Origin of the sequence: Streptomyces sp. NPDC048370 (assembly GCF_043200825.1) — a bacterium.
Classification (GTDB): domain Bacteria; phylum Actinomycetota; class Actinomycetes; order Streptomycetales; family Streptomycetaceae; genus Streptomyces.
This window is the reverse complement of sequence record NZ_JBICYI010000002.1, coordinates 563,438-577,985: the sequence shown is the minus strand read 5'-3', so window position 1 is coordinate 577,985 and position 14,548 is coordinate 563,438. Positions and strand designations below refer to the sequence as shown.

At 71.3% G+C, this 14,548-nt stretch carries 15 protein-coding genes; 13 read left to right on the top strand and 2 right to left on the bottom strand.

Translation table 11 applies throughout. The annotated features are described in order from the left end of the window. The first annotated feature begins 186 nt into the window (after positions 1-186). The 4 genes from lnt to ACGFYP_RS06240 all read left to right on the top strand — a co-directional run bounded on the left by lnt (position 187) and on the right by ACGFYP_RS06240 (position 5,306). The gene (gene lnt / locus ACGFYP_RS06255) at positions 187-1,788 is read left to right on the top strand and encodes an apolipoprotein N-acyltransferase (protein ID WP_393486972.1); all 1,602 of its coding nucleotides are present in this window, start codon (positions 187-189) and stop codon (positions 1,786-1,788) included. A gap of 65 nt (positions 1,789-1,853) precedes the next feature. Further along, positions 1,854-2,336, top strand: coding sequence for an NUDIX domain-containing protein (locus tag ACGFYP_RS06250; RefSeq protein WP_361963361.1), 483 nt, complete (start codon positions 1,854-1,856; stop codon positions 2,334-2,336). Positions 2,337-2,391: 55 nt separating this feature from the next. Then, a complete protein-coding gene (locus ACGFYP_RS06245) occupies positions 2,392-3,354 on the top strand; it encodes a 3-hydroxybutyrate dehydrogenase (RefSeq protein ID WP_393486969.1) in 963 nt (320 codons plus the stop codon). Positions 3,355-3,407: 53 nt separating this feature from the next. Then, complete coding sequence (locus ACGFYP_RS06240) at positions 3,408-5,306, top strand: helix-turn-helix domain-containing protein (protein ID WP_393486967.1); 1,899 nt, start codon at positions 3,408-3,410, stop codon at positions 5,304-5,306. A 65-nt stretch (positions 5,307-5,371) separates the two neighbouring features. Here the strand turns inward: ACGFYP_RS06240 and ACGFYP_RS06235 are convergent, their stop codons facing one another. Next, on the bottom strand, positions 5,372-6,748 hold the full coding sequence (locus ACGFYP_RS06235) for an MFS transporter (protein ID WP_393486965.1): 1,377 nt from the start codon (positions 6,746-6,748) through the stop codon (positions 5,372-5,374). A 1,691-nt stretch (positions 6,749-8,439) separates the two neighbouring features. Here ACGFYP_RS06235 and ACGFYP_RS06230 point away from each other — a divergent pair. After that, positions 8,440-9,054: an enoyl-CoA hydratase gene (locus ACGFYP_RS06230; RefSeq protein WP_393486963.1), complete on the top strand. Its 615-nt coding sequence runs from the start codon at positions 8,440-8,442 to the stop codon at positions 9,052-9,054. Positions 9,055-9,357: 303 nt separating this feature from the next. Here the strand turns inward: ACGFYP_RS06230 and ACGFYP_RS06225 are convergent, their stop codons facing one another. Further along, positions 9,358-9,480, bottom strand: a complete 123-nt coding sequence (locus ACGFYP_RS06225) for a hypothetical protein (RefSeq protein ID WP_393486961.1) — start codon at positions 9,478-9,480, stop codon at positions 9,358-9,360. On the opposite strand from ACGFYP_RS06225, the gene ACGFYP_RS06220 reads away from it, so the two are divergent. Genes ACGFYP_RS06220 through ACGFYP_RS06185 form a run of 8 tightly spaced genes read left to right on the top strand, consistent with a single transcriptional unit; the run spans position 9,473 to position 14,505 of the window. Beyond that, positions 9,473-11,185: an RNase A-like domain-containing protein gene (locus ACGFYP_RS06220; RefSeq protein ID WP_393486958.1), complete on the top strand. Its 1,713-nt coding sequence runs from the start codon at positions 9,473-9,475 to the stop codon at positions 11,183-11,185. The genes ACGFYP_RS06225 and ACGFYP_RS06220 overlap by 8 nt on opposite strands. Before the next feature lie 10 nt (positions 11,186-11,195). Next, positions 11,196-11,855 carry a hypothetical protein gene (locus ACGFYP_RS06215; protein WP_393486956.1) on the top strand — a complete coding sequence of 220 codons (660 nt, stop codon included), beginning with the start codon at positions 11,196-11,198 and terminating at the stop codon, positions 11,853-11,855. A 29-nt stretch (positions 11,856-11,884) separates the two neighbouring features. Beyond that, complete coding sequence (locus ACGFYP_RS06210) at positions 11,885-12,061, top strand: hypothetical protein (RefSeq protein WP_393486953.1); 177 nt, start codon at positions 11,885-11,887, stop codon at positions 12,059-12,061. Continuing rightward, entirely contained in the window at positions 12,049-12,717 is a 669-nt protein-coding gene (locus tag ACGFYP_RS06205; RefSeq protein WP_393486951.1) for a hypothetical protein, read from the top strand. The genes ACGFYP_RS06210 and ACGFYP_RS06205 overlap by 13 nt, the downstream gene beginning before the upstream one ends. Positions 12,718-12,746: 29 nt before the next feature. Continuing rightward, the gene (locus ACGFYP_RS06200) at positions 12,747-13,157 is read left to right on the top strand and encodes a WXG100 family type VII secretion target (protein ID WP_393486948.1); all 411 of its coding nucleotides are present in this window, start codon (positions 12,747-12,749) and stop codon (positions 13,155-13,157) included. A gap of 36 nt (positions 13,158-13,193) precedes the next feature. Continuing rightward, positions 13,194-13,496, top strand: a complete 303-nt coding sequence (locus ACGFYP_RS06195) for a WXG100 family type VII secretion target (RefSeq protein WP_393486944.1) — start codon at positions 13,194-13,196, stop codon at positions 13,494-13,496. 1 nt (position 13,497) lies between these two features. After that, on the top strand, positions 13,498-13,857 hold the full coding sequence (locus ACGFYP_RS06190) for an RNase A-like domain-containing protein (RefSeq protein WP_393486941.1): 360 nt from the start codon (positions 13,498-13,500) through the stop codon (positions 13,855-13,857). A gap of 9 nt (positions 13,858-13,866) precedes the next feature. Then, positions 13,867-14,505: a contact-dependent growth inhibition system immunity protein gene (locus ACGFYP_RS06185; protein ID WP_393486938.1), complete on the top strand. Its 639-nt coding sequence runs from the start codon at positions 13,867-13,869 to the stop codon at positions 14,503-14,505. Positions 14,506-14,548: the final 43 nt, after the last annotated feature.

The following is a 14,548-nucleotide window of genomic DNA, read 5'->3' as shown; positions in this document are numbered from 1 at the left end:
TGGGGAGCGGATGAGCAGAAACGTTGTGGCAGAGGTGAAGGAAGGGTGACGGGGGGCTCGATCCTGTCGTGTGGACGAGGACCGCGAGCCCGGCATGATCCACATGATCCAGACGAATGGCCCTGGCCCTCGCGCCGTCGCCGCCCTGCTCGGGGAGCCACAGGTCGGCGCCGTAGACTCCGCAACGTGAGCACCACCATCACCCCCGTCGACGCCTCCGGCCCCGCCGCCGCCCCCGAGCCCGGTCCGGCCGGCCTTCGACGCCTCGTACGGCCCGGCGCGGCCGTGCTGTCCGGGGCCCTGCTCTTCCTGAGCTTCCCGCCCCGGCCGCTGTGGTGGCTCGCGCTGCCGGCCTTCGCGCTGCTCGGCTGGGTCGTGCGCGGCCGCCGGCTGCGCGCGGGCTTCGGCCTCGGCTACCTCGCCGGTCTCGGCTTCCTGCTGCCGCTCCTGATCTGGACCGGCTCCGAGGTCGGCCGCTTCCCGTGGATCGCGCTGTCGGCCGTCGAGGCGCTGTTCGTCGCCGCCGCCGGCCTCGGCATCGCGGCCGTCTCACGGCTCCCCGCCTGGCCGGTGTTCGCCGCGGCGGTGTGGATCCTCGCCGAGGCGGCACGCGCGCGTGTCCCGTTCGGCGGCTTCCCCTGGGGCAAGATCGCCTTCGGTCAGGCCGACGGCGTCTTCCTGCCGCTGGCCGCCGTCGGCGGCACCCCGGTGCTCGGCTTCGCCGTCGCCCTCTGCGGCTTCGGACTGTACGAGGTGATCCGGCAGGTCCGCGCCTACCGCGCCACCGGCACCGTCCCGCGCGGCCCGCTCGCGGCCGCCGCCCTCGCCGTCCTCGTCCCGGTCACCGGCGCGCTCGCCGCCCTGCCGCTCGTCGACGACGCCGCAGAGGACGGCACGGCGACGGTCGCCGCCGTGCAGGGAAACGTTCCGCGCCTCGGTCTCGACTTCAACGCGCAGCGGCGCGCGGTCCTCGACAACCACGTCGCGCGCACCGAGGAGCTGGCAGAGGCGGTGGCGCGGAAGAAGGAGCCGCAGCCCGACTTCGTCCTCTGGCCGGAGAACTCCTCCGACATCGACCCGTACGCCAATCCCGACGCGGCGGACGCCATCGACCGGGCCGTGAAGAAGATCGGCGTGCCGACCGTGATCGGCGCCGTCATCTCCCCGCCCACCGGCAAGCTGCGCAACACGCTCATCGAGTGGGATCCGGAGAAGGGCCCGGTCACCACCTACGACAAGCGCCACGTCCAGCCCTTCGGCGAGTACATCCCGATGCGGTCCTTCGTCCGCGTCTTCAACAGCAACGTGGACCGGGTCAGCCGCGACTTCGGCCCCGGCGACAAGATCGGCGTCTTCGATCTCGCCGGTACCAAGGTCGGCCTCGCCACCTGCTACGAAGCCGCGTTCGACTGGGCGGTGCGCGACACCGTCACCCACGGCGCGCAGCTGATCACGGTGCCCAGCAACAACGCCACCTTCGGCCGCAGCGAGATGACGTACCAGCAGCTCGCGATGTCGCGGGTCCGGGCGGTCGAGCACAGCCGTGCCGTCGTCGTCCCGGTCACCAGCGGCGTCAGCGCCATCATCGCGCCGGACGGCCGGATCGTGGAGCGGTCGGAGATGTTCACCCCGGACGTCCTGGTCGAGAAGGTGCCGCTGCGCTCCTCGTTGACCCCCGCGACGCGCATGGGCACGCTGCCCGAGGCGCTCCTGGTGGCAGTGGCGGCCGCCGGTCTCGGCTGGTCGGTGCTGCGGTCCGTACGGGCGCGCCGGAGCCGCGAGGCCTGAGCCTCCGGCCTGGCGGCGGCGCCGTGGCCCGCGGTGCTTGATCCACCGGGGCATAGGGTCGAGCCATGGGTACACCTGACTTCATCCGTGAGATCCGGGCCAGCGCCGGCCACCAGCTGCTCTTCCTGCCGGGCGTGAGTGCCGTCGTCTTCGACGACCGCGGTCGGGTGCTGCTCGGCCGACGCGCGGACAACGGTCTCTGGGCCATCGTCGGCGGCATCGTCGAACCCGGCGAGCAGCCGGCCGTCTGCGCGGTCCGCGAGGTGTACGAGGAGACCGCCGTGCGCTGCGAGCCCGAGCGCGTCGTGCTCGTCCAGACCCTGCGCAGGCCGATCGTCTACCCCAACGGCGACACATGCCAGTTCATGGACGTCACCTTCCGCTGCCGTGCGGTCGGCGGCGAGGCCCGGGTCAACGACGAGGAGTCGACGGAGGTCGGCTGGTTCGACGTGGACGACCTGCCGCAGATGAAGCGGTTCTCGCACTTCCGGATCGAGCAGGCGCTCCTCGACGAACCCACATGGTTCGACCCCATGCCCAGCAGCTGAAGTATGGCTTCAGCACACATCGGTTGAGGGTGGGGCGCTTCATACAGTGCGGAGTATGAGCGCCCCCACCACATCAGGTCCCGTACCGGCGCAGGTACCGGCACCACCCGTCCAGCCTCCCGCTGCCGACCACGCTCCCGGTGTCGCCCAGGCCCCCGGTTCGGCACAGGCCTCCGGTGTCGCGCAGGCCCCCGGTTCGGCACAGGCCTCCGGTGTCGCCCAGGCTCCCGGTGCGGTCGCCGCGCCCGGTTCCGTCCTGCTCGACCTCACCGGCCGCACCGCGCTCGTCACCGGCGCGGCCGGCGGCATCGGCCGGGCCTGCGCGCTCCGGCTCGCCGCGGCGGGGGCCACGGTCAGAGCCGTCGACCGGGCCGCCGACGGACTGGCGGCGCTCGCCGAGGCCGCGGACGGACTGCCGGGGGCCGTCGAGCCGCAGACCCTGGACCTGACCGACCTCGACGCCGCCGAGCAGGCGGCGGCGGGCGCCGACATCCTCGTCAACAACGCCGGACTGCAGCTCGTCCGCCCCATCGAGGAGTTCCCGCCGGACGTCTTCCACACGGTCCTGACCGTGATGCTGGAGGCCCCGTTCCGGCTGATCAGGGGGGCCCTGCCCCACATGTACGCCCAGGGCTGGGGCCGGATCGTCAATGTCTCCTCCGTCCACGGACTGCGGGCCTCGGCCTTCAAGTCCGCCTATGTGGCCGCCAAACACGGTCTCGAAGGGCTCTCCAAGACCGCCGCGCTCGAAGGCGCCCCGCACGGTGTCACCTCCAACTGCGTCAATCCCGGCTATGTGCGGACGCCCCTGGTCGAGCGGCAGATCGCCGACCAGGCCGCGGCCCACGGCATCCCACCGGAGCGGGTCCTGACCGACGTCCTCCTCAAGGACTCGGCGCTCAAGCGCCTCATCGAACCCGAGGACGTCGCGGAGGCGGTCCTCTACCTCTGCACTCCGCAGGCCTCCTTCATCACCGGTGCCTCCCTCACGCTCGACGGCGGCTGGACCGCGCACTGACGGTTGTCCACAGGGCTGGTGCTCCCACCCGTACGGCAGGTATCCCTGTGTCCATGTCGCAAGAACCGGTCTCCTACCTGGAGCTCCTCGCCCGAGGCGCCGCGGCGGAGGCGTACGACCGGCCCGTGCTGCTCGCCCGTGCGAGCGGCGCGGGCCCCGAGGCGTTGGCCGAGCTGGAGCGCGCCAAGCAGCTCGCGCTGCGCGTCCGCGCCGAGCTGGAGGGGAGAAGGCGCCGCGAGGCGGAGCTCTCGGCCCTCTTCGAGACCGCCCACGACCTCGCGGGCCTGCGCGACCTCGACGCGGTGCTCCGCGCCATCGTCCAGCGCGCCCGCTCCCTGCTCGGCACCGAGGTCGCCTACCTCAGCCTCAACGACCCGGCCGCGGGCGACACGTACATGCGCGTCACCGAAGGCTCGGTCTCGGCCCACTTCCAGCAGCTCAGACTCGGCATGGGGGAGGGCCTCGGCGGACTCGTCGCCCAGACCGCCCGCCCGTACGTCACCGAGAACTACTTCGACGACGCCCGCTTCCAGCACACCCGCACCATCGACTCGGCCGTCGGCGACGAGGGGCTCGTCGCCATCCTCGGCGTCCCGCTGACCCTGGGCAGCCAGGTCATCGGTGTGCTCTTCGCCGCCGACCGGCGCGCCCGGGTCTTCGGCCGGGAGCAGGTCGCGCTGCTCGGCTCCTTCGCCGCGCACGCGGCCGTGGCCATCGACACCGCCAACCTGCTCGGCGAGACCCGCTCGGCCCTGGCCGAGCTGGAGCGGGCCAACGACATCATCAGGGAACACAGCGGTGTCCTGGAGCGGGCCTCCGAGGTCCACGACCGGCTCACCGAACTGGTGGTGCGCGGCGGAGGGGTCCACGACGTGGCGGACGCCGTCTCCGAGGTCCTCGGCGGGCGGGTCGAGTTCATCGAGGACTTCCCGGACGGCCGCGCCTCCGCCCGGCTCGCCGACGGCCGAGCGCTGCGCGAGGGCGACCGCTGGGTGGCGGCCGTCGCGGCCGGCGGCGAGACCTTCGGCGCGCTCGCCCTGCACGGGCAGCCCGACCTCGACCCCGTCGACCAGCGCACCCTGGAGCGGGCCGCGCTGGTGACCTCCCTGCTGCTGCTCGCCCGCCGCTCGGCCGGAGAGGCCGAACAGCGCGTACGGGGCGAACTGCTTGACGACCTCCTCGACGCCCCGGATCGCGACCGCCGCCTGCTGCGCGAGCGCGCCGCCCGGCTCCGTACGGACGTCGACGCGCCCCATGTGGTGCTCGCCGCCCGGATCGACCGCGCGGGCGCCGGGGGAGAGGCCGACACCGGCGTACGGGAGAGCGCGGACCGCCAGCGCCTCTGGTCGGCCGCCTCCCACCTGGCCGCCACCCGGCAGGGCCTGGCCTCCGCGCGCGACGGCGGGACGGTCCTGCTGCTCCCGCTCGGCCCCGGTGAGGACGCCGCCGAACTGGCCCGGCAGACCGCCAAACACCTCGGCGGAGCCCTGCGTGAACCGGTCACGGTGGGCGCCTCCTCGCCCGTCCCCTCACCGCTCGCCGCCCCCGGCCAGGTCGCCACCGCGTACGAGGAGGCCCGCCGCTGTCTGGACGCCCTCCGCCTGCTGCACCGCTCGGGCGAGGGCGCGGCCGCCGAGGACCTTGGCTTCCTCGGGCTGCTGCTCGCCGACACCCGGGACATCGAGGGCTTCGTCGACCGCACGATCGGTCAGGTCATCGCGTACGACCGGCGCCGGGGCACGGACCTGGTGCGCACGATGGACGCGTACTTCGCGAGCGGGATGAGCCCGGCGCGTACGAAGGACGACCTCCATGTGCACGTGAACACCGTGGCCCAGCGCGTCGAGCGCATCGGCCGTCTCCTCGGCCCCGACTGGCAGTCCCCGGCCCGCGCCCTGGAGATCCAACTGGCCCTGCGCCTGCACGCGATGTCGGCGGCGGTCGCCCGCTGAGCACAAGGGGAAGGCGCCGGCCCCAGGACGGGGGACCGGCGCCTTCATTGGTGCGATGCGCGCGCTCAGACGTCGGCGCGAACGGCGGTGGTGTTGGTGTCGGCAGGGGCGTCCTCTGCGACCTCGGAGAGATCGCGGTTGCGGGTCTCCTTGGCGCAGGCGATGGCGACGACCGTGAGGAGGGCGGCGGCGATCACGTACAGGGAGATCGGGGTCGAGGAACCGTAGTCGCTGAGCAGCGCGGTCGCGATCAGCGGTGCGGGGGCGCCGGCGGCGACCGAGGAGAACTGGGCGCCGATGGAGGCGCCGGAGTAGCGCATCCGGGTCGCGAACATCTCGGAGAAGAACGCGGCCTGCGGCGCGTACATCGCCCCGTGCAGGATCAGACCGACGGTGACGGCGAGCAGCAGCGAACCGAAGGTCCCCTGGTCGATCAGCATGAAGAACGGGAACATCCAGGCACCGACACCGACCGCGCCGATCAGATAGACGGGCCGCCGGCCGATCCGGTCCGACAGCGCGCCCCAGGCGGGGATGACGGCGAAGTGGACGGCGGAGGCGATGAGGACGGCGTTGAGCGCGGTCTGCTTGGAGAGGCCCACCTGGGTCGTCGCGTAGACGAGGATGAACGCGGTGATCACGTAGTACGAGATGTTCTCCGCCATGCGGGCGCCCATCGCGATCAGTACGTCCCGCCAGTGGTGCTTGAGGACGGCGACCAGCGGCATCTTCTCGACCTGGGAGGCGGCGGCCTTGCGTTCCTCGGCGGCGGCGAGCGCGGCCTTGAAGACGGGTGACTCGTCGACGGAGAGGCGGATCCACAGACCCACGATCACCAGCACACCGGAGAGCAGGAACGGTATGCGCCAGCCCCATGCCAGGAACGCCGAGTCGGAGAGCAGCGCGGTGAGCGCGGAGAGCACGCCGGTCGCGAGCAACTGCCCGGCGGGCGCACCGGTCTGCGGCCACGAGGCCCAGAACCCGCGCCGCTCGGCGTCCCCGTGCTCGGAGACGAGGAGCACGGCCCCGCCCCACTCACCACCGAGCGCGAACCCCTGCACGAGCCGCAGCGCGGTGAGCAACAGGGGCGCGGCGGACCCGACGGTCGCGTGCGTGGGCAACAGCCCGATCGCGAACGTGGCCCCACCCATCAGCAACAGACTGAGCACCAGCAGCTTCTTGCGCCCGAGCCGGTCACCGTAGTGCCCGAACACCAACGCCCCGAGCGGCCGGGCGGCGAACCCGACGGCGTAGGTGAGGAAGGAGAGGAGGGTGCCGACGAGCGGGTCGGAGTCGGGGAAGAAGAGCTTGTTGAAGACCAGCGCGGCGGCCGAACCGTAGAGAAAGAAGTCGTACCACTCGATGGTGGTGCCGATGAGACTGGCGGCGACGATGCGACGGAGGTTGGACGGTTGTGGGGGAGCAGTCGCGGGGGAGGACATCGGCACCACTTCCTGAGGTATGACGGGGACGTTTTCGTGTTGCCACACCGTAGAAACACGCAGGTCACCGGCGTATGTGGCGGGACACCATAGTTCAGGGTGCCGGAGTGCGCGTGGCCACCATGGAGGCAATTCCTGGGCCTCGTCGACGGTATTGATAAGGCCACGAAGGAGACTGTCCGAGTTGCACCATTCCGGAAGGTGCACGTCCGCAGACCGGCACCTATACGGTCCAGCCGGGAGACACGCCAGCACGGACCGCTGACGTCGTACCGGTAGGGATCGCCGCCCCGTGGGACCTTCTCCCAGTCGATCGGGAGCGTCCTTCCCTGCGCCAGTCGCACGTGCACCGGCCCCGCATCGACTCCGCTTAGGCCGGATCCCCGACCCGTCGTAGTGCCACCACGACGCCGACTCATACATCGGGGCTGTGCTGCCCACGTCGAAGATCACCGGGCGCGGCTCGCCCCCGTCTGCCGGCAGGACGCCTACGTGGCCCTCGTGCGACTCGAACCCGTCCCGTTCCCAACTCATCGCGCCTCCCCGCTCTTGCATCGTCCCGCGAGCCCCCCGGTCGGCGACCCGCACTCCACGACGCAGAACCCTGCGGCCTCCCCGCAGCCGAATCCGGCATATGCCCCGGGTGATTGGCTCGCGCTGTGCGGGCGCGCGCCCCCTCCCTGCGCGCCACCGTCCCGTGCGGCGATCGCTGCCGTGCGGAGCCTCGACTCAGGTTCGCGGCACCGGCTCCGCACGCGCGTGGCGTGGTGACAGGGTCAGTCCGTGATCACCGGTTTCGTACCCGGATCAAGCTGCTCATTCAGGCAGGTCTGGACGCGCTGATAACTGGGGTCGAGAGCCCGTCCCTGGCCATGCTGGCTGGACTCCTCCGGAGCGAAGAGCCCGAAGCGCCAGGGCTCTTCGACCAAGTACGTAGGTGGCTCCGGAGGTGATGGTGATGACCTGTTCCGCGGAGGTGAAGGGGCCGAGCTTCACGTTGTAGGTGCCGGTGCGGGGATGCGCTGTCTCGACCGAAGCGGCCGAGCCGAGAGACCAGGGAGCGGCCGTGCTCGTCTCGAACCCGGGGTTGCCGACGACGTTGGTCCCGTTGCAGGCGCTGTCCGAGAAGGAGGATGCCTGGTGGAAGCCGCGGTCCGGGGCACACGCCTGAGGAAGCGCCGAACCGAAGTAGTCCTGGCCGCCGTTGCCCACCAGGACTGCGCCGGAGCGAGTTCCCGGCGGCCCACTGCACGACCAGGAACAGCAGCGAGAAGATCAGCGTGGCGACGCTCAGCACGCCGAGTCCGACGACCTTCAACACGTCGACGGAGCGGTCGGAGATCACGTGATACCCGCCGTCAAGCCTCGGCAGCACCAGGGTGAGCACGGCCCCGATCGCGGCGGCCGACAGCTGCGCGGCACCGGCGCGCAGCGTACGCCGCGGACGCGCCCGGCCGACCGATCCGGACCGAACAGCAACGTCGGCAGGTCGTCCACAGAGGCTCCGATCACGCGCAGGCTCGCCAGAGGGAACCTTCGGGCCGTGGCCCGGCCGAAGAGAAGACGACATGCCGTCGTTCGCCCGACAGGACCCGAGGTCACGGCCGGTACGGGCGGCCGGTACCGCGGCCCGTACGGGCAGGTTCCGCGAAGGTCGTCCGATACGGCCCTCCCTGTGCCACCTTCCCTCTGTGTCTACGACACCCGAGACCTCCGTCCGCAACGAGCGCGACGGTCCCATCCGTACGGTGATCCTCAGCCGTCCCGATGTCCGCAACGCGGTCGACGGCCCGACCGCCACCCAACTCACCGACAGCTTCCGCGAGTTCGAGAAGGGCGAGGAAGCGTCCGTCGCCGATCTGTGGGGCGAGGGCGGCACGTTCTGCGCGGGCGCGGGCCACAAGGCCGTCTGCACGGATCGTGGCAACCAGGTCCTGGCCGAGGGCGACGGGCCGATGGGTCCCACCCGGCTGCTCCTCACGAAGCCGGCGACCGCCGCCGAGGCCCACGGCATCGGCCTCGTCAACCGCCTCGTACCGACGGGGGAGGCCCACCGCACGGCGGAACGACTCGCCCACAAGTTTGCCGGGTTCCCGCAGTTGTGCCTGCGCCACGACCGGCTCTCCGTGCGAGAACAGCACGGTCTGAGTGAGCCGGAGGCGCTGGCCGCCGAGTACCGGCACGGCCTGGTCCCGCACACGGCGGGGGAGACCCAGACGCAAGCCGACCGCTTCGCGGCCGGCGCTGGCCGCCACGGCTCGGTTCGCCGACTGACCGCGGCAGGCGGGTCGCGCGCCGGGCGGTGAGTTGCGTCGCCTTTCGGTCAACCATGCTGCTGATCATGGGATTTGACGAGCCGTGATGTTAGCTTCGGCCGCAGTCAGACGGAGTCGGGGGACTCATGGTGCAGGGACGGGGCAGGGGTGCGTACGCGTACCCAGGTGTGGCGGGCGCGGCGTGCGGAACGGGCGGAACGCGCCGATGAGTTCGCCCACCCCGAGCCCGACCGGCACGGCGTCACCGAGTACCAGCCCGAGCCCGCAACCCACCACGACACCCACACCCGGTACGACACCGACGCCCGGCACGACGCACCTGCCGTCGCCGAGTCAGCCGTCGGACACGTCCAGCCCCCAGCCGACGCCGTCACCGAGCCCGAACGCGTCACCGACCCCGCCGACCTCCGGTCCGCCGCCCCAACTGCCTCCGCCGACCCCGCCCTCGGTGACCAACCCGTGGACGGCACCCGGCGGCTTCGACGTACAGCCGTTCCACCTGTACCAGGTGTCGGCGGCCCTCACCGTCGAGCAGCAGTCGTTCCACAAGGCGCTCGTGCAGTTCCTCGACGTCCACGCCGGCTACTCCAAGGTCGGCGGATCCGGCACCGTTACAGCCGAGTTCGCCACCCAGTACGCCGCGGTCGTCACCCTCCTCCTGGAGGTGCACGGCAAGGCCGTGGTCGCTGTCGGCGGCGCGGCGGTCGGCTTCACCACCACGGCCAACAACTTCCGGCAGGCGGACGCGGCGACCCACCCGCTCAACCCACCCTTCACACCACAGCCGCCGCCGCAGGTCATCACCGCCCCGCCGGCGTACACGGCCCCGCCACCCTTCGGCGTGCGCGACGGCAACCCCGTCGACGACTTCGCCGACGTCTTCGACGGCGACATCCCCGGTTCCCTGATGCGCACCGTGATCGAGGAGGCCCTGCGGACCGGCCGCGCACTGGAGATCCTGCCGCTCCCGAACTACCTCAGGGTCAACGAGCTCTCACAGGCCTGGCTGCCGTACCAGACGAGCATCGGCACCATCCAGGGACAGCTCACCGGCACGATCGACGCCATCACGGACAATGCCAACGGGGACTGGCACGGGGCGATGCTTCAGTTCGTGTCGTCGCTCTGGGGCACGACCGCCTGGGGCAAGAACACGGCCGGCTACGAGTGGGCCCACAAGCCGCCGACGGGCGCGGGCACGAGCCTCCCGGTCTTCGGCGTCCTCAGCACCACGGCCCAGGTCCTGGCGCAGGCCATCCGCTCGTACGCGGAGGCCGCGGAGAAGGTCCGTACCGAGCTGCGCGAGATCCTGTACAAGGCCATCAAGGACGCCTTGGCAATCCTCGACGTCACCGACATCAAGAGCTTGGGGGACTTCTTCGAGCGCCTCAAGAAGATGTGGAAGGGCCTGGGCGCGGCGGTGCTCGTCGCCATCGACACGGACGCCGTCAACGCGGCGGTCGACACCTACGAGACCGAGCTGCGGGCCCAGATCCAGAAGGTGAAGGCCCTGCTCGAACCCCTGCGCGAGGCCTCGCGCGCGGTGCCGACCTTCCAGTCGCAGTCGGCGCTGGCAGAGGCGTTCGGGGCACGCTCGCTCTTCGAGTTCGACAGGTCGATCGTCCCGCTCAACGAGCAGTCACGGGACCCGAACAACCGGTTCGGCATAGACCTCGCGTCGATGGAGTGGGAGACCAATCCCTACCAGGCCTCCCCGAGCGACCCGCTGAAGCCGGGGAAGGACGCCCACACGATCGACCGGCACGTCGGCCTCACCCCGGACCAGCTGCGGATGCGCGTACGGGACCAGGGCGTCGACGCCTCGGCCTTCCGGGACCTGCCCGCAGCCCAGAAGCATGTCCAGGCGGCACTGAACGACCCCGCCAACATCCGGAGGATCGAGGACTGGATGGAGAAGCAGAAGCGAAGGGTGGCCAACGGGACGTTCAGCCCGGCCTCCTCGCCGGACATTCGTGTTTTCACCGTGAGAGACGCGAACGGGAACAACGTAGTGACGGGGTCCTCCGTCTCGCAGTCCGATTTCGCCTCCCAGGGCTTCAACGCCCAGCCGGCCCAAGTCCACAGCGTGAAGCTGGTCCTCAACTACTCGCCGGAGGCTGGGACGTTCTACGTCCGGACCGCCTACCCGACCCCCCCGTAGAATGCGCTTTGTGACCACGAAACATCACGAGTTCCTCACCGAGGGCGCGGTGGGGCTCCTGCTGGACGTCGCTGCCTCCTCGCGCAACCCGGGGGCCGCGCCGCTGGAGGACGAACTCCAGCGGCTGTCCCGGTTCCTGCAAGACTCCAGCGCGATCGCCGACGTGATGCCACTGGTGGCCTTGGCCTCGCTGCTCGACCTCCTCGCCGACGAGGTCGGCATGGAGGCGTTCGAGGCAAGGCCCGTCGCGTATCGCCAGACGCTGGCGCGCGCGGCCGGCGACGATGCGCCGGCGGACTTCCTGCGCTCGCTGGCCGCGCTCGTCCGCGACAGCGAGCTCCGCTCCTACCCGGACATGACAGAATTGCCGCTCGCCTTCTGGGAGGCGCGCGGACGCTTCTCGCAGACATCGCACTTCCTCTCGCTGATGTACTCGGGGGAGTACGACAGCGTGGACGAGGCCGTGGACGAGATGCTGAGCAGCGAGCACCCGGAGGACTGCCATGAGCGACTCGGCAACCTCGCCGGCGAGCTGCAGCGCATCATGTACCTGTTCCGCACGCCAGCCGAGTTGGACGCCGCTTTCGCCACTGTCATGCCGTACGTGACCCACGCACGCGTCCGCCTCCTCCTCGACGCCGTCCACGCCCACTTCGCCGAGCAGCACTGACCCTCCCAACCCCGGAAGGATCAAGCGCCATGCCCATCGAGCCGACCCTCGCCGTGTCGGACGAGGACCTGAAGCGTCTCGCCGACGACCTGGACGCCGTGCGGACGCACATCGACGGGGTTGTCCGCCGGATGGAAGCGCTCGTGGACCGGGCCGAGGTGCGGCGGCGCAGTGGGGCGGCGACGGAGTGCGCATGCCTCAGGTGACCGAACCGACTGACGCCGTCCTCACCAGCGGGGTGCTCGCCCGCCTCGTCTCCCTCGCTGTGGCCTCGCGGAACCCGGGGGCCGCCCCCTTGGAGGACGAACTCCAGCGCTTCTCCCGGCTGATGCAGGACTCGCACACGATCGCCTGGGTCATGCCCTTCGACGCGGTCGCCTCGCTCCTCGACGGACTGGCGGACGAGTACGGCACGGAGCGGTTCGCCACACGGCCCGCCGTGTTCCGTGATCGGCTCGCCCGGGCGGCCGGCGACGAACCCGTCGACGCCTTTCTGCGCTCCCTGGCGGAACTCGTCCGCGACTCCTGGTTCGGCGTCATTCCCGGCTACGACGAACTCCCATTCTCGCAGTGGGAGGCACTGGCCCGTTTCGACGTCGTCAACGAGTTCGCGTCACAGCTGCCCACCGGTGAGTACGGCAGTGACCCGGAGGCCGAGGCGCGTGACCTGGTCTCCATGGACCACCCCGAGTGCCACGGCAGAATCGCCGACCTCGCAGGCCGGCTCCAGCGCGTCCTGTACATGTTCCGCTCGCCCGCCGAGCTCGACGAGGCCTTCGCGCCCGTCATGCCGTCGGTGACGTACGCACGGCTGCGCCTCCTCCTCGACGCCGTCCACGCCCACTTCGCCGAGCAGCACTGACCCTCCCAACCCCGGAAGGAGCAACCGCCATGCCCATCGAGCCGACCCTCGCCGTGTCGGACGAGGACCTGAAGCGCCTCGCCGACGACCTGGACGCCATGCGGACGCACATCGACGGGGTGGTGCGCCGGATGGACGCGCTCGTGGACCGGGCTGAGGCGCGATGGCGCAGTGAGGCGGCGACGGAGTACCGGAAGCTGCATCGCGAGGCCGGTGCCGACGCCGTGCGGGTCCGGGAGATCCTGGGCGTGCTGGCGAACGCAGTCCGGATGAGCCGGGACGGGTTCACGCGCCAGGAGCTGGACATCCTGCGGGGGTTCCGGGCCGAGATGAGCAAGGTCGACATCGACGCCGAGGTACGCGAACTGTCCGGCGAGGGACGGAGCGGCGCGGGCCCGGCCGGCGGAGCGGCGCCGACCAGCAGGATCAACGACATTTGAACGCGTACCTGAAACAGACGTAAGGCAGGGGGAAACGTGAACGACGACGGCTCGATATCCGTCGACGTGGTCGCGCTGCGCGAGATAGCAGGCGACCTCGAGGACATCGTGAAGAAGCTCAACGAGCGACTGAGCGCGCTGTACGACCGTACGGTGCCGGTCGTCCTCGCCTGGGAGGGGGAGGCCCGCGAGGTGTTCGTGGACGAACTCGACCGATGGGACCGGCAGATGGAGGACCTGCAGGCCGCGCAGAAGTGGCTGCACGCCGTCGTCACCACCGGGCAGGCCAACTACTCTGCCGCCCAGCGGGCTACGCTGCGCGGCTGGGGCGGGGCCTGACATGACGACGCCTCCCGAACTTCCCATACCCCCCGCGTCGCCCGTCCCGGCCCGCGCCGACCGCGCCGCGACGTACCCGGACCGGGTGACCGCCCAGTGGGCCACCCAGCAGGTGATCGCGCTGAACGAGCAGGTCATCCACCGCTGGCTCGCCCAGTCCACCCGGCAACGGCTCGTGATCGAGGCCGCCTGGCCCACGCGGCCCGACCCGGTGGGCACGCTGCTCACCACCGGGATGGCGCTGGCCGGCCAGGAGCCGATCCCGGTGCGCGCCGCCCGGGTCGTGCTCCGCAGGAAGGTGTCCGGCGAGCCCGGCGCGTACCCCTTCACCGTGCACTCCTCGCTGCCCATCGACCTGTAAGAGGCCTGCGTGTCCCTGAACCCCGCCGAGCACGACCGCAAGTACGGCGAGCTCGACCAGGTCGTCCGCGCCCACCTGGGCCTTGGTCCGCACGCCCCCGAGGCGGTGGCCGGCTATCTCCGGCAGACCTGGCGCACCCGGCCCTGGGCCATCGCTGTCGCGGCCGAGCAGCTACGCGTATACGCCGCCAATCCGCCGGGGCGGCTGCGGTTGAGGCTCGGCGAGTACTACCGGCTGCCCGACGTGGGGCTGCCGCCGGAGGAGATCCGGGACTGGCTCACGGGCCTCGCCGACCGGCTCGACGAGAGCCTGGCGACCGGCCAGGCGCCACCGCCTGCCGCGCCCACGACGCCCTGGGAGTGGCGGGCCCGCTTCCCCGAACTGGCGCAACTGGTCGGTGGCTGGTTCACGCAGGACTTGCCGGACGAGTTCGGCGACCACCAGGCCGCGCTCGCCGACTACCTGGAGGGCACCGACACGGGGCTCGTCGCCCAGCTGACGGGGGAGTTGCACGACCTCCTCGCCCTAGGCCTCGACGAGGACGGCCTGGCCCTCGCGCTGGTGACGCTCGGCGCGGAGGTCGAACCCCCGGCACCCTTCACCCCCGGCGCCTGGCTCGCCACCCTCGCCGTACACCTCCGCGGCTGACCTGCCGGAGCTCGATGGACTACGGCAGGGTCCAGCACAGCGC